Here is a 14,450-nt window from a genome sequence, read left to right on the forward strand (position 1 = left end):
CCTCTTCGCGGTTCCGGGTTCCCGACCGGGCCGGCTCAGCTTCCTTCGGGGGCGCCGGGCGCGAAGACGACGCAGGAGGCGGCGGGGGCCGGGAGCGAACCCGCGTAGGCCGGTGTTCCGGAGGCGGGGTCGAGGGTGAACCAGGCGATGTCGCCCGAGCGCTCGTTGGCCACGTACAGCCAGCGTCCCGACGGGTGCAGCGCCAGGTCACGCGGCCAGTGCCCGCCGCACGGCACGGTGGTGACCAGCTCCATGCCGTCGCCGTCCGCGCCGAGCGCCAGCACCGCGATGTGGTCACGTCCACGGACCGCTGCCCAGGCGAAGCGGCCGTCGGCCGAGAGCGCGAGCGCCGAGGGGTAGGCCGGGGCGTCCCCCGTCGGCTCGGCGGGCAGGAGCGCGGTCTCGCGCAGGGGTTCCAGTGAGCCGTCGGCCGCGTTCCAGCGGCAGGTGGTCACGGTCGGTGCCAGCTCGTTGATGACGTAGGCGCGAGCGCCGCCGGGATGGAACGCCAGATGGCGCGGCCCGGTGCCCGCGCGCAGCGGGACCTCGCGGTGCGGGACCTCGTGGTGCGGGGCCTCGCGGTGCGGGAGCGGCCCCTCACCGTCCAGGCCCGGGTCCCGGAGGTCGTAGACGTGTACGGAGTCGGTGCCCAGGTCCACCGCGAGCAGCCAGCGCCCCGACGGGTCGGGCGCCACCGCGTGTGCGTGCGGGCCCTCCTGCCGCTCCGCGACCGGCCCCCGGCCCTCGTGCCGCCGCACGTGCGCCCGGCCGCCGAGGCTGCCGTCCGCGCGTACGGGCAGCGCGCTGACGCTGCCCGAGGTGTAGTTGGCGGTGAAGAGCCGCCCGCCGGCCGGCGCGAGGTGCGTGGGCCCCGCGCCCCGTACGGGCACGGGCCCGCCGAGGAGTGCGGGCCGCTCCGGCCGCGCGAGGGAGAACGCCGCGGCGGCGCCCTCCTCCGTCTCGCTGACCGCGTACAGGACACCGGCGCCGAGCGCGAGGTACGAGGGGTCGGCGACCGCGGAACCGGTGTGGTGCAGCGCGGTCAGCTCGCCGGTGACGGGGTCGGCGGAGGCGGTCGTGATGCCGTTGCCGCCCGCCGAGGTGAACGAGCCGAGGTACGCGTGCGCGGTGTGCATGTCCCCCCGTCGCGCTGTCCGGGCTCCGACGGCCGGTCCCGCCGCCGCCTCCCCGTCCCCCACGTCCCGCGCGCCGTCCACGCCGTCCACGTCACTCGCGCCGCTCGTGTCGCTCACCGCTGTGCGTCCTCTCGCCCGGGGTGTGATCCCGGCGACGGTAGCAGCGCCCCGTACGCGGCGATCTCCGCCCCTGAGCCCCGAGCGCAGGGCTCAGGGCTCAGGGCTCAGGGACCGACCAGCCCCGAGCGCGAGGAGGACCCGAGCGGCGCCGCCAGCTCGGACAGGGTCTTCTCCAGCCCGCGCAGATGCAGGAGGGCCGGGGACTCGGCCTCCTCCCTGTGGGGCGCCTGCTGCGCGGCGGTCGCAGCGCGGCCGTGTGCGGCCCTGCTGACGGTGAGCGTCTCCACCGCGGCCTCGACGCGGCGGCACGCGGCCATCAGCCGGGCGTCGTGCGACGCGACCGGATCCGCGGCGGCCGACACCAGCCCCCGCACCTCCCGCGCGCAGTCGTCGAGCAGCCCGATCACCTGCCGGGCCCGTGCCTTGCGGGCCGGGAAGGGCGCCAGGGGGTGCACCAGCGGCGCGAGGGCCATCCGTACCCGGCCGAGAAGGATCTCCAGTTCGGCGGCGTGCGGGGTCGGGTCGCTCAGGGGGTCACCGGCGAGCCGCGACGTCGCCTGGGCGGTGGCGGCGTGCACACAGTGCAGCGCCCGCTGGATCCAGGCGTCGTTCGTGGCGTGCGTGGTGACCGGCAGGACGAGGACGACGGCCAGCGCCGCACCCACCGCGCCCACGCCCGTCTCCGCGAGCCTGAGCACCAGGAGGCCGGGATCCAGCACGCCCAGCAGGCCGTACAGCGAGCTGGCCAGCACCGTCACCGACAGCGTCATCCAGGAGTACGAGACGGCGGCGGTGTAGAAGATCCCGAAGACGCACACCGCGACCAGGGCCGCCGTCGGCGCGGGCGCGCCGTGCAGCGGGACGGCGACGAGTGCACCGAGGACGACACCGATCAGCGTGCCCAGGACCCGTCGGAAGCCGCGGACCAGGGTCTCGCCGCGCGAGGCGGTGTTGACGAAGATCCACCAGACGGTGCCGACGGCCCAGTACCAGCGGTCCTCGGAGAGCACCTGCCCGACGACGAGCGCGAGCGCACAGGCGGCGGTGGCCTGGAACGCCTGCCGGGTGGTGGGCCGCGCCAGCGCGGTGCCGGGGAGCATGGGCGGGGCCGCGGCGGGCGGGGTGCGGCGCTCGATGGGCCACAGCACGAAGCGCGTCGTACCGGCCACGAGGAGGGACACGCCGACGGCGGCGTACAGCTCGGGCAACTGGGCGGGGAGCGCGTGCAGGAACTGCGTGGCGAAGAAGCTCATGAACCCGAAGATCCCGAGCGCGTGCCCGCGCGGGCCCCAGCGGCGTGCGTAGACCCCGGCGAAGACGACGGCCAGGAAGGCGAGGTCGCGGGCCGCGAGTGTGCCGTGCAGGGCGGTGGCGAGCGCCAGTACGGGGAATCCCGCGACGGGCAGCAGCGCCGTGGTGATCCGCTGGTCACGGACGGTCGCGTCGGTGACGGTGAAGAGCGCGAGCAGTGCCGCGAGCCCTCCGGTGATCGACGCGGTGAGCGAGAGCCCGCACAGTTCGGACACGGCGACGGCGGCGGCGATGCCGATGACCGCGCGGAGCGAGTTCCGCAGCCTCACGAGCCCCGGGTCCGGAGCCACGAACGTTCTCTGCACGCTCTTCACGCTTTTCACGGCGGTTGCCGCCCCCTTGCGATGGCACGCGGCGTCCCATGGCCGTCCGGGGGTGGTGGTCGGCGCGGAGACACAGCGAAGGCACCGCGGACCGTACGGCTTCGTCGCCGTCCGGCGCTGCGGCGCCACAACTGGATGGATACGGCAAAGATAAACGCCCGCGTCCACTCGCTCAACAGCCGTCGATCACCGCACCGCTGTTCTCCGTCGGCCTCCACAAACACCGAGGGCTCACCGTGTCCCGGAGGACACGGTGAGCCCAGGCTGCGACGTAGCGGAAAAGTGGGCCGGTCAGCCCGCGTCGCGGTAGATCTTGCCGCTCTCGTTCACGGTGGCGCCGTCGTAGAGACCGGTCGGGCTGGTCTGCTTGGAGAGCGCCGACCACGCGTAGCGCTCCACGAAGTCCAGGTCCCCGAGCATCTTCGTCGACGAGGTGAGGAAGGCGGTCTGCTCCTTCTCACTCGGGTAGCGGGGCTTGTCCTTGGTGAAGTCGGTGAGGGCGTACTCGGTCAGCCAGACCGGCTTCTTGTACTTCTCGTGGACCCGCTTCAGATAGCCCGCGAGGTGGTCGGTGGCCTCGGGGCCGAAGTCGGAGCCGTACCAGTGCACCGGGATGAAGTCGACGCGCAGGTTGCGCTCCTCGGCGCCCTTCATGAAGCGGTCCAGCCAGCCGCCCGCCTTGTCGGCGTCACCGGACACGGCGGGGGCACCCAGCTTCAGGCCGGTCTTCTCCAGCTTGGGCCACAGTTCCAGGGCCTTCTCGGGCGTGATGTTGGACTGGGTGGGCTGGTCGGGCTCGTTGAAGGAGAGAAGGTGCTTGCCCTCCTGCTTGGCCTTGGTCAGCTCGTCCTCGGTGACCGAGCCGGGGCCCCAGATGGTGGGCACGTACTCGACGCCCTCCGGCGGGGTGAGGCCGCCGCTGGTGGAGGTCCAGTTGTGGTACCAGGTGGCGCCGGAGTCCTTCAGCGCCTCCGCTGCGCCTTCGACGGGGTTGAGGGCCACGCCCTTGCCCTGCGTGGTCGCCGGGTCGCCGGGGGCGGGCTTGTCGTCGTCACCGGGGGTCGGCTCGGGCGTCGGCTCCGGCTTGGGGTCTGGCTTCTCGGAGGAGCCGCCGGTGCCGTGGAAGGTGACGGTCAGGCTCTTGCAGGTGCTGCACTGACGCATCACCTGGTTGCCCGCCTCGGCGTCGTGCTTGGACCACGAGTAGGCGGTGGGGCACTGCTTGGTCAGCGCCTCGCTGTAGGCGGTCTTCGCGTCCCGGTTCGGGTTGACGCACACCATCGGCTTGCCCGAACTCTTCGACTTCGTGAGGTTCTCCGGCGGGCAGGCCGAGAGCAGGTCCGTGGGGCAGCCAACCGAGGCGCACTCCCCGCCGTTCTCCGGCGGCTTCACCCCGTCGGGCGTGATGGTGACCGGCGTCGAGACCGCGTTCACGTAGCTGATGTTGTACCAGGGAGCCGAGGAGTCCTTCGGGTCGAAGTTGAACTCGGCGAGGCTGACGGGCTGCTCGCCCGTGGTGCAGTGGTCCGCGTACGGGCCGCAGTCGCCCACCTCGCAGTAGAACGTGCTGCCCTCCTCCCCGCTGCATCCCTGGCGGGCGAAGAACTTGCCGCGCCAGTGTCCCGCGTCCGAGTGCTCGGGGATGGTGACGGTGGCCGACTTGCCCGGCTCCAGCACCGGCAGCCCCGTCAGCTCCTGCGAGCCGTCGGCGTTGACCCCGGAGCCGACCCAGAGCCGCTCCTGGGTCTCGTTGCGGAAGGTGACGGTGTGCTCGCCGTTCTCGGCCGCCGCCGAGGCGGAGGCCATCTGTTCGGTCCCCTTGTCGGAGCCCCAGAACTGTGTCGTGGCCACGGCGGACACACCGACGACGACGAGGACGAAAGCGAGCAGGAGGGGTCGGAACAGCCGCATCGATCTCAGTGAGCTAAGTGATGGAATAGGTCTCACACGCACAGAAACACGCCTCTCGGGTGAAGAATCGTCTGCGCACGCACGACGGATGCGCACAGCCAACGGTTCACACCAACAACCACCAACCTCGACCACCCCCCCTGCCTCGCCCGCCACCACACCCGCCCCTGCTGCCACCTCCCCCCGCCCCCTTGGCACCCTGGACACCATGAACCACTCCCCCTCCCGCACGGTCCTCCCCGCGGTCATCTTCGATCTCGACGGCACACTGGTCGACAGCGAGCCCAACTACTACGAGGCCGGTCGCCGCGTCCTCGCGCGGCACGGTGTCGGCGGCTTCACCTGGGAGGACCACACCCGCTTCATCGGGATCGGCACCCGGGAGACCCTGGCCACGCTGCGCGAGGAGCACGGCATCGACGCGCCGGTGGACACCCTCCTCGCCGAGAAGAACCACGCGTATCTGGAGCTGGCCCGCGCGGGCACCGAGGTCTTCCCGGGGATGCGCGAACTCGTCGGACTGCTGCACACGGCCGGACACCCGATGGCCGTCGCCTCGGGCTCCTCGCGCGCGGCCATCGAGGCGGTGCTGGCAGGTACGGGGCTCGACGCGCTGCTCACCGTCCATGTCTCGGCCGAGGAGGTGGGCCGCGGCAAGCCGGAGCCGGACGTCTTCCTGGAGGCGGCACGTCGCCTCGGCACGCGGCCCGCGGACTGCGTGACCCTGGAGGACGCCCCGCCCGGAGCCGAGGCGGCACGCCGCGCGGGGATGCGGTGCGTCGCCGTCCCCTATGTGCGGGACACGGTGGACGACCCCGCGTTCGCGTCGGCGGGGCTGCTGTTCCCCGGCGGACAGGGCGAGTTCGACGCACGACGGGCGTACGACTGGATCACGGGCACAGGCACGGGCGCGGACACGCACACGTCGGCCGCCGGGGCCTAACCACGGTGTCGGACGCGGGACCCGCGCGGGCCCCGCGTCCCGCCCTCCGCTCCCCTACTCCCCCCGCCCACCTGACTGGGGCGGCTCCGGCGATGATGCCGATGTCGCCTTCGGCCTCAGCAACGTGATCCTGGAGGCGCCCAGTTCGGTGACGTACAGGTTGCCCTTCGTGGTGTCCTCCGTGACGTCGAGCGGCTGCTGGAAGCCGGTGAGGCCCGTGGTGCCCACTGTCGGGGCCGAGAGTCTGCCCTGTGTGTCGACGCCGAAGATCTCGATGTCCTGGCCGCTGCTGTAGCGGACGACGAGCAGCTTGCCCTTGAGCGCGCCGCCGAAGGCGTCGCCCCGGTACTCGACGACACCGTTCGCCGAGGCGTGCAGCCCCGCGTCGTACATGCCGCTCAGGTCCAGGTTGCGGTCGGCCCGTGTGCCCGTCGGGTAACCGGTGACCTCGAACGGGTCGGTGCCCGCTGTCGGATTGCCCCCGGCCAGTACCCATTCGCAGCGGGACGGGTTGGGGTGCCCGTAGTAGCGGTTCTTCTTCACGTCGAAGACGTAGTCGGTCTCCGCCGTACCGACGCCGGTGAGCGCGGGCACGCTCGGCCCGGTGTAGGCGCCGCCGGCAGCCACGTCCGTCCTGCGTGTGCAGGAGGCGGGCAGCGGTGAAGGCGTCGCGGGTGTGTTGCCCCCGGCGGCCGAGCCGTTGGTGGGCGTGTAGAGGTGCCCGTTGCTGTGCCACACGAGGTCGAAGGCGTTGCGGACCCCGGTGGCGTACAGGGTCAGCGGGGCGTTCGCCGCGAAGGGGTCGTAGCTGCCGGGGCTCTCGGTGCGCACGTCCAGCGGGCCCGAGGCGGGCAGCTCGGCCGGATCCAGCCGCAGGACGGCCGCGCTGAGCAGCCGCTCCGGCCGGTTGCCCCACACGGGATCGGCGGCGCCCATGGCGTTGTTGGCGCCCTGGCTGACGTAGAGGGCGCCGTCGGGCCCGAAGGCGAGGGAGTTGGTCTCGTGGTCCTTCACGGAGCGCGGCAGATGGCTGACGACCTCGGTGTACGTGCCCAAGTCAGGGCCGCTGAGCTTGGCGATGCTGCTGGACCAGTCCGGCTCGTTGGGTGTGCCGCCGGGATACATCGTGTTGGAGGTGATCCACAGCACCGGCTCTGCGGCCGTCGAAGCGGGGTCGAAGGCCATGCCGATGATGGTGCGGTTCGGGGCGCCTGGCAGCTTCCGCGCCGTGGCGTCGGTGCGGACGGTGGAGATCGTCTGCGCGTTGCCGAGGGTGCCGTCGGAGGCGATGGTCCAGCGCATGACGTAGCCGTCGAGCGTGGCCGCGTACAGCTTGCCGTCCGGACCCTTCAGCACCGACGTGAAGCTCCTGCCGGTGGCGCCGCTGGCCGCCTTCTCGAACGCGACGGAACCCCCGCCCCCGGCCGACCCGGTGGTGAACACCGAACTCCAGGGGAGGAACGCCCTGCCCTCCAGGTCTTTGACGCCGCTCGTCACGGAGAGCCGGTAGCGGGTGCCGGGTTTCAGCCCGGCGGTCGGCGACACATTGATGACGTCACCGCCGCCGCTGGTGACCACGTGGGCGGCGACGGCGGTCCCGGTCACCGACTCCTTCAGGGTGACGGTGCCGCCGGACAGGGTGGACGCGTCCACTCCGGCGCCGGTCAGCCGCAGATCCGCGACGACACTGTTCGTGGGTGGCACCCCGGACGCGGTGTTGGCGGGAGTCACGGCGCGCACGGCGGGGCGGGTGTCGGCGCCCGTCACGGGCGCGATGGAGACGTAGGCGAGCTTTGTGTTGGTGCCGCCGCGCGGGCTGAGGGTGAGCCTGCCGTCGGACACCGTCGGCTGGACGGTCCGGGTCTGGTACCTGCCGCTGTCCGTGGGGACGAACCCGTCGACCGCGTTCTGGTCCTCGACCTGGATCGCGTGCGCGCTGTCCAGGCTCGTACGGTCACCGACGGCGACGGTGACCGCGTAGGTGCCGTCGGGCACGGCGATCTCCCAGCGGCCCGGCGTCTTGACGCCGGGGGAGGACGCGGGGAGCTGCATGTGCATGAAGGTGGCCAGCAGCCGGTCGGGTTCGGCGCTGCCACGGTCGCGGCCGTTGCCCGTCAGGTCCAGCGGCGTGGCACTGTCCATGCCCACCCAGCCGTACGTCAGCCCGCTGCCCTGGTGGGGGCCGGTACGGGCCGCGTACGGCTGCCCGTAGTCGAGGGTGTGGCCGGTCACGGGCACGGTGGTGGCCGTACCGAAGTCGATCTTCGCGGAGAACGTCGTGTCGGCCTGTGCGGGGCCCGGGGCTCCCAGCGCGAGCCCGGTCATCGCGCACACCGCGAGGGCGGCGGTGAGGGCGGTGCGGGGGCGGGCGGTGGGTCTTCGGAACGAGCGGAAGGGGGCTAACCCCCGCAGGAACGAACCAGTCACTGTTCTTTCTCCCATCGGCGCAGGAACAAGGCGATTTCCTGACATTGGCAGCCGGAGGATGGGAGCGGAAGCGGTGCGCGGGGAGGACTACGGGTCAAGGCCGGGGCCGGGGCCCGGGTCGGGTGCTACGAGCGGCGGCGGGGCTTGCGGCCCTTGCCGCCCTGCGCGCCGCCGGAGCCGCGCCGCGCGCCCGGCCTGCCCGCCGACGGCTTCGTCTGCTTCACCGGCTTCCCCGCCGAGGACGTACGCCGTGCGCCGCCGCCCTTCTCGGCACCCTTGCCCTTGCCCTTGGTCTTGTCCTGCGGCTGCGGCTGGGCGCGGCCACGTGTGCTGTTGACGGTCCGCCCGCGCACGATCCCGATGAAGTCCTCGACCTGGTCGGTGGTCGCTTCCTCCGGCCACGAGAGGGCGACGCGCGAGGTGGGCGCGTCAGAGACCGTCCGATAGGTGAGGTCCTTGCGGTGGTGGAGCCGGGCGAGCGACTGCGGGACGACGAGGACGCCCACCCCCGCGGCCACCAGCTCGATGGCGTCCGCCGTCGTGGCGGGGCGCTCGATCGCGGGCCGCCCGGGCAGCCGCTCCCAGTCGAGGACGTCGTCGAGGGGGTGCAGCACGATCTCGTCGGCCAGCTCCTCGGTGGACACCTCGTCGGCCGCTGTCACGAGGTGGTCCTTCGGGACGACGACCACCGTCGTCTCGGTGTAGAGGGGGATCGCGCTGAGGTCCGTCCTGTCGGCCGGGAGCCGTACGAAGCCCGCGTCCGCGCCGCGGGACCGCAGCAGATCGCACGCGTCGGCCGCGGACACGGGAACGAGGGTCAGCGGGACGTCGGGGATGCGCTCGTTCCAGATCCGCACCCACTTGGTGGGTGTCACCCCCGGGACGTAGGCGAGCCGGAACGAGGGGGACGCGTCGGAGTCTGTCACTCCGCCAGGTTACCGGCCGTGGTCGGAGACACCTCACACGATCGATACCCTTGCCCTATGACGTCGCACAAGACCACCCAGACCATGAAGCCCGCGACCGCGGCGAAGAAGCTGGGTGTGTACCTCGAAGCCACCCCCGCCGAGTTCCAGGAGGGTGTCGTCTCGCGCGACGAGCTGAACGCACTCCAGTCCGACCCGCCCGAGTGGCTGCGTGACCTGCGCCGCGACGGCCCGCACCCGCGCCCCGTCGTCGCGTCGAAGCTGGGCGTCTCCATCGCGGGCCTCGCGCGCGGCGGAGTCACCGAGCCGCTCACCACGGAGCAGATCGACGCGCTGAAGGCGGACCCGCCGGAGTGGCTGGAGAAGGAGCGCGCCACCCAGGCCGAGGTCAAGAAGGAAGGGGCGCGCCTCAAGCAGCTCAAGGAGAAGAAGGCGAAGGAGCAGGAGGAGAAGGAGCAGACGGAGGCGGAGCAGACCGGAGCGGCGCGGAAGCCCCGCCGCCCGCGTTCCTGACCTCCGCCTCACGTCGGGCACCGCACGTCGGACGCCGCACGTCGGGACGCCGCACGAAATGCGGTTGGCTGCCGTCGCGGCACCGCACTACGTTGCCGGGGTGGATCTCTTCTCGCACTCCTGGGCGGCGTTGCGCGCGGCGGTCGCCACGCTCACGGACGAGGACTTCGCACGCCCCTCCGGCTGTGCGGGCTGGCTCGTGCGCGATCTGGTGTGCCATCTGGTCATCGACGCGCAGGACGTCCTGATCACGCTGGCGACCCCCGCCGACACGGCACCCACCCGCGACGCGCTCACCTACTGGGACGTCACCGGCACACCACCGACCGGTGACGACCCGCTCGACGCGCTGACCGTCCGGCTGGCCGCCGCGTACGAGGACCCCCGGCTGCTCACCTTCCACCTCGACGACGTCGGCTCCGCCGCGGGCCGCACCGCCGCGCTCGCCGACCCCGCACAGTGGGTCGGCACCCGCGACGAGGTGCTGACCGTGAGCGACTACCTCTCCACGTACGTCATGGAGTGGACGCTCCACCACCTCGACCTGATCGCGCATCTCCCGCACATCGCACCACCGCCCACGGCGGGGCTCGCCCGCTCCCGCGAGATGCTGGAGGGGATCGCGGGAGCCGGGTTCCCCGCATCGTTCTCCGACGCGGACGTCCTGCTGACCGGCACCGGACGACGTGCCCCCACCGGCGCGGAGCGGGCCGAGCTGGGCGGGCTGGCCTCACGGCTCCCGTTCGTCCTCGGCTGACGGAAGGCGACGGAAGGGCCGGTGCCGTCGCCCCGGCCCAGGGGACGGCACCGGCCCTTCCGGTCGGTCAGTGCGGTGTCACACGGTCACACGGGTCACGTGGTCACACGCGGTCGGCCGCGATCAGGACGTACTGGAAAGAGCCGTCCTTGTAGGAGTTGATGAACGCCTCCTCGATGCCGGTGACCAGCGAGGACGTGGCCCGCAGCTCCCAGTACGGGAGGGTGGCGGGGGTGAGGTCGACGACGGCCTGCGGTACGAGACGATTGTCGGCCATGGCCCGCAGATACTCGCGGCGGGAGTGGATGTTGCACTCGAAGTGCGCGTTGATCTGTGAGACCCACTTCGAGGGCTGCCCGTACCGGGGGTTCCAGCAGCCGGTGATGGTCACATAACGGCCGCCCACCGCGAGGACGCGGGAGTGCTCGGCGAAGAGGTCGTGCAGATCGACGTACATGGTCGACTCGTTGTTCCACGAGGCCCTCGCCTGACCCGTCGCGAAGGGCGTGTTGAGCATGTTGCAGACGCGGGCGTGGACATGGCTCTCGATGCCCAGTTCACGGGCGCGCCGGTTGGCGAAATCGGCCTGCTTGGCCGAGAGGGTGACACCCTGCACATGGCATCCGAACCGCTGATGGGCCATGACCATCGAACCGCCGCGGCCGCAGCCCGCGTCGACGAGTGTGTCCTCGCGCCCGACCGGGCCGAGGTGGTCGAGAAGCAGTTCGGCCTGCGCCGACTCCAGGCGGTGCAGCTCGGCGATGAGCCGCTTCTCGTACGTTTCATCGTCGGGGTTGCCGAGGGCGGCGTGGTCGACGTCGCCGATGCCGTAGTGGTGGTGGTAGAGCCCGTCGACGTCGCCGAGGCGCAGGTTCACGGGCCTGGCTTCCTGGTCCCAGTAACGGGCGATGTCACCCTGATAGGGCGACTCGGGAGCGGAGGCGGACGCGGAAGCGGGGCCGGGGGTGTGATCCGGTGCGGAGGCGGGGGCGGGGACGAACGCGGAGGAGCCGTTCATGGGGGTGAGCTCGGTGCTGGTCACAGATAAGTCCGTCCTTACCAGAAATCGGGCAGGCTGTATCGATAGGTGTTGGTCTGGTGCCAGTAGTGGTTGCCGTCGACCCATACGGCCACTCCCCGCAGGAAGCGCAGCACGTTCGGGACGGGGCAGGAGGTGGCCAGCGCTGCGGCCTCGGCCTCGAAAGCGTGCATGAGGTCGTTGTGGACCTGGATCGCCTTGAGATAGCCCTCCCGTTCGGAGAGGCCCTCACGTTCGGAGAGCACCACGGGCAGGTTCAGATGCCGGCCGGGGCTCTTGAGTTCCTTCGTGTACGAGTACAGGTCGTTGACGATGGTGGTCGCGTTGCAGGCCAGTGCGATGACCCGCTGCATGGCGGGCCGTGCGTGCAGGTCGGCGGGGAGTTCGTAGCCGTCGACGGTGTCGGTGATGGTGGGACAGGGGCGGAAGTTGTTGAACTGACGCATCGCCAGGTACTCCCACACCTCCGGCATGTGCTCCGTCTGGGCCCACGCGGCCTCCGCGAGGTATCCCAGGTGCAGCCGGGCCATGTCGTGCCGGAAGCGGTCGGCCTGGGAGGGTGTGGCCTCCTGGAGGAAGTACTCCATGGCGGAGCGGTAGGCACGCCGGGGCGCGTCCGACTGGAGCGACTCCTGCCACTCCGGTTCGTACTCCTTCGTCGTGTGCAGCGGGTCGAGAGCGGTGTGCGCCAGCAGCAGGCGGCTGCCGAGTCCGATGGGTGACCCGCCGTGGTCCTCGCAGTAGCAGTCGTCGACCGCGTTCTCGGCGACCATCATCCGCGTGGCGATCATCAGATGGTCGACGGTGGGCGCTTCCGGGTGGCAGGCGACCATGTAGCGGCCGACGGAGAAGCCGTCGAACTGGTCCTCCCACTCGGGAGGGAACGCCTGGACCTCGTCGACGGCCCATGCCTTGATCCTGCGGCTCACCTCCTCCACGCGCACGGGGTCGGGCTCGGCCACCGGGTGGTAGTAGAGGCCCGGGACCGGGTCGCCCACGCCAGGCGGCCCGGAGTCCGGCTCCTCGGCACACTCTTCCTCCGAGTCCGGGGAGTTCGACGTGTCCGGGGAGGCCGGAAGTTCTTCGCGCCGGGACGGGTGCAGGCTCGCCGTGCCCAGACCGCTGGGACCCCGCAGGATCCGGTCCAGCGCGTGGCTGGTTCGCCCCGCCTCGGCACCGGAGCGTGGGGTGGAAGGGGAGGGCGGGTCGGGAACGGGCGGGGAATCGGGAGCGGGCGGTGGGTCGGGTACGGAGGGCGGACCAGGGGCGGCGGGCAGGCCGGGAACGGGGGGTGGGCCGGGCAGGGTGCCACCTGCCGCCGGTGCGACGGCGGGTGCCCGGGCCTCGGCGACGGGCAGGCTCGACGGCGGCGGGGAAGACCCGGGCTCGGGCATCCGTGACTCCTTGGTGAGGTGGGCCGGGTGTCCCGGATCCTGGGCGTGCTCGTCCGGGATCCGGGCAGGTCCGGGCCGTCGTGGCAGGGGTGAACATCGGGAAATCCGCTCGGATCCCGGAAACCAGTAAACGGCCGGTGCGCCCGGTGCGTCCGCAGAGGCCGCCCCAGTTACTCCGATGCGGTGGTCTCGCGTCCCGACGTGTTTATCCAGGTACCCGACGACATTCGGACGACCTGCCCCCGCGATGTTTGACACCCGGCACGCCCGGCACACCTGCCCGGAGCGCCGTCACCTCGCGCCCACTCCCCCCGGAGTCCGGAACGGACACGGGACCCGCGCCGGATTCGCGACGCGCCACGCTTCACCCCATTCAACAGGCCCTGCCCCTTTGGGCGACCCGCGGCGGCACCGTCCGCCCGTTAACTGGGAGGCGGCCCTCTTGACCGAGAGGCGGACCTCGGCGGCGCGGAGAGACGAGGCGCGGCGGCCGATGGCAGCACCTTCGCCGGAGTTCCGCGCCCTCGCACCACAGCAAGCAGCGGCGGTGACCGCAGTGACCGCGTCAGTGGTGCGCTGATACCGGAAGGAGCCCGAGTGCACACCGCGACGTCAGCACCGTCGGAGCACATGCCGCGCGTGACACGGCAGATCGTCCACACCTTTCCCGGCCAAGGGGATTTCGCCGTGAGCCCCTTGGTGCGTGCCGTACGGGAACATGTCCCCGTGCGCATGGCCGTCGCCGAGACGTTCGCGGAGGTGGACAGGGCGGGGGCCGAGTCCGGGATCCCGCCGTTGGGGCCCGCGCTGCTGAGCGAGCGGCCACCCACCGGGCGCGACCTCGCCCACGGCCCCGTCGGCTCTTCCCAACTCGCCCTGTTCGGCGCGTCGATGGCCGTGCACCGCACCCTGTGCGGTGTCGGGCTGCGCGCGGACCGTCTGGTGGGCGTGAGCTTCGGCGAGATCGCCGCGCTCACCGCCGCCGGGGTCTTCGAGGTGGCCGACGGCGCCAGGATCGCCTGTCGGCTGGCCCAGTGCCTCTCGTCCTGCGAGGGCGGCATGACGCTGCTGGCCGGAGGAGAGAGCAGCGCGCGGTCCCTGCTGCGGGAGGTCGGTTCACCGCATCTGGTGATCGCCTGCGTCAACGACCCCGAGGAGACGGTCCTGAGCGGGCCCGTACCGCTGCTGGAGCGGGTGGAGCAGGCCGCCGCCGACGCCGGTGTGCCGACCGCCCGGCTGAAGCTGCCGTTCCTCTCCCACCACCCGTCGCTGTCGCAGGCCGCGGACACCTTCGCCGCCGCCGTGCGGGAGGTGCCGCACCATCCCGCGCGCCTTCCCGTCCACTCCGCCGTCCTGGGGCGCGCCTACACCGCCTCGGACGACTTCGCCGCCGGGCTGTCCGCGTGCCTCACCGATCCCGTGCGGCTGCCGGGCGTGCTCGACGGCGCGGCCGTCTCCGCCTCCACTCTGTTCCTGGAGGCGGGCACCGGCTCGGCGCTCACCCACAGCACACGCCGCGCGCTGGGCCCTGGCCGTGCCGAGGCCCACGCCCCGCTCGCCACGCCCGACTTCCCCTGGGGCGACGAGGCCACGAGGCGGCGGTGGCGCGCGGGCGACACCCAGAAACCTCACCTCCCCCGGAGCTGACCG

At 72.0% G+C, this 14,450-nt stretch carries 11 protein-coding genes; 4 read left to right on the forward strand and 7 right to left on the reverse strand.

The window, feature by feature from the left end:
* Window positions 1–35: 35 nt before the first annotated feature.
* The 3 genes from ACWGJ2_RS23750 to ACWGJ2_RS23760 all read right to left on the reverse strand — a co-directional run bounded on the left by ACWGJ2_RS23750 (window position 36) and on the right by ACWGJ2_RS23760 (window position 4,801).
* The gene (locus ACWGJ2_RS23750) at window positions 36–1,136 is read right to left on the reverse strand and encodes a lactonase family protein (protein ID WP_453348283.1); all 1,101 of its coding nucleotides are present in this window, start codon (window positions 1,134–1,136) and stop codon (window positions 36–38) included.
* 224 nt (window positions 1,137–1,360) lie between these two features.
* Window positions 1,361–2,872, reverse strand: coding sequence for an FUSC family protein (locus ACWGJ2_RS23755; RefSeq protein ID WP_453348203.1), 1,512 nt, complete (start codon window positions 2,870–2,872; stop codon window positions 1,361–1,363).
* Between the two features lie 309 nt (window positions 2,873–3,181).
* Complete coding sequence (locus ACWGJ2_RS23760; protein ID WP_453348204.1) at window positions 3,182–4,801, reverse strand: glycosyl hydrolase; 1,620 nt, start codon at window positions 4,799–4,801, stop codon at window positions 3,182–3,184.
* A 208-nt stretch (window positions 4,802–5,009) separates the two neighbouring features.
* On the opposite strand from ACWGJ2_RS23760, the gene ACWGJ2_RS23765 reads away from it, so the two are divergent.
* The gene (locus ACWGJ2_RS23765; protein ID WP_453348205.1) at window positions 5,010–5,744 is read left to right on the forward strand and encodes an HAD family hydrolase; all 735 of its coding nucleotides are present in this window, start codon (window positions 5,010–5,012) and stop codon (window positions 5,742–5,744) included.
* 54 nt (window positions 5,745–5,798) lie between these two features.
* Here the strand turns inward: ACWGJ2_RS23765 and ACWGJ2_RS23770 are convergent, their stop codons facing one another.
* Entirely contained in the window at window positions 5,799–8,069 is a 2,271-nt protein-coding gene (locus tag ACWGJ2_RS23770) for an Ig-like domain-containing protein (protein WP_453348206.1), read from the reverse strand.
* 227 nt (window positions 8,070–8,296) lie between these two features.
* Complete coding sequence (locus ACWGJ2_RS23775; RefSeq protein WP_453348207.1) at window positions 8,297–9,097, reverse strand: LysR substrate-binding domain-containing protein; 801 nt, start codon at window positions 9,095–9,097, stop codon at window positions 8,297–8,299.
* 57 nt (window positions 9,098–9,154) lie between these two features.
* Here ACWGJ2_RS23775 and ACWGJ2_RS23780 point away from each other — a divergent pair, with 57 nt between their 5' ends.
* Together ACWGJ2_RS23780 and ACWGJ2_RS23785 are read left to right on the forward strand one after the other, a co-directional pair.
* Window positions 9,155–9,610: a DUF5997 family protein gene (locus ACWGJ2_RS23780; protein WP_453348208.1), complete on the forward strand. Its 456-nt coding sequence runs from the start codon at window positions 9,155–9,157 to the stop codon at window positions 9,608–9,610.
* 100 nt (window positions 9,611–9,710) lie between these two features.
* The gene (locus ACWGJ2_RS23785) at window positions 9,711–10,367 is read left to right on the forward strand and encodes a maleylpyruvate isomerase N-terminal domain-containing protein (RefSeq protein ID WP_453348209.1); all 657 of its coding nucleotides are present in this window, start codon (window positions 9,711–9,713) and stop codon (window positions 10,365–10,367) included.
* A gap of 103 nt (window positions 10,368–10,470) precedes the next feature.
* Here ACWGJ2_RS23785 and ACWGJ2_RS23790 read toward each other — a convergent pair whose 3' ends face one another.
* Together ACWGJ2_RS23790 and ACWGJ2_RS23795 are read right to left on the reverse strand one after the other, a co-directional pair.
* The gene (locus tag ACWGJ2_RS23790) at window positions 10,471–11,409 is read right to left on the reverse strand and encodes a geranyl diphosphate 2-C-methyltransferase (RefSeq protein WP_453348210.1); all 939 of its coding nucleotides are present in this window, start codon (window positions 11,407–11,409) and stop codon (window positions 10,471–10,473) included.
* A 14-nt stretch (window positions 11,410–11,423) separates the two neighbouring features.
* On the reverse strand, window positions 11,424–12,800 hold the full coding sequence (locus ACWGJ2_RS23795; protein ID WP_453348211.1) for a family 2 encapsulin nanocompartment cargo protein terpene cyclase: 1,377 nt from the start codon (window positions 12,798–12,800) through the stop codon (window positions 11,424–11,426).
* Window positions 12,801–13,430: 630 nt separating this feature from the next.
* Between ACWGJ2_RS23795 and ACWGJ2_RS23800 the strand changes: the two genes are divergently transcribed.
* The gene (locus ACWGJ2_RS23800; protein ID WP_453348212.1) at window positions 13,431–14,447 is read left to right on the forward strand and encodes an acyltransferase domain-containing protein; all 1,017 of its coding nucleotides are present in this window, start codon (window positions 13,431–13,433) and stop codon (window positions 14,445–14,447) included.
* Window positions 14,448–14,450: the final 3 nt, after the last annotated feature.

This window comes from Streptomyces sp. NPDC054796 (genome assembly GCF_053611545.1).

Coding starts and splice junctions, on each gene's coding strand:
- ACWGJ2_RS23750 (WP_453348283.1), bottom strand. CDS start 1,136: ATGCACACCGCGCACGCGTACCTCGGCTCGTTCACCTCGGCGGGCGGC.
- ACWGJ2_RS23760 (WP_453348204.1), bottom strand. CDS start 4,801: ATGCGGCTGTTCCGACCCCTCCTGCTCGCTTTCGTCCTCGTCGTCGTC.
- ACWGJ2_RS23765 (WP_453348205.1), top strand. CDS start 5,010: ATGAACCACTCCCCCTCCCGCACGGTCCTCCCCGCGGTCATCTTCGAT.
- ACWGJ2_RS23770 (WP_453348206.1), bottom strand. CDS start 8,069: ATGACCGGGCTCGCGCTGGGAGCCCCGGGCCCCGCACAGGCCGACACG.
- ACWGJ2_RS23780 (WP_453348208.1), top strand. CDS start 9,155: ATGACGTCGCACAAGACCACCCAGACCATGAAGCCCGCGACCGCGGCG.
- ACWGJ2_RS23795 (WP_453348211.1), bottom strand. CDS start 12,800: ATGCCCGAGCCCGGGTCTTCCCCGCCGCCGTCGAGCCTGCCCGTCGCC.
- ACWGJ2_RS23800 (WP_453348212.1), top strand. CDS start 13,431: ATGCCGCGCGTGACACGGCAGATCGTCCACACCTTTCCCGGCCAAGGG.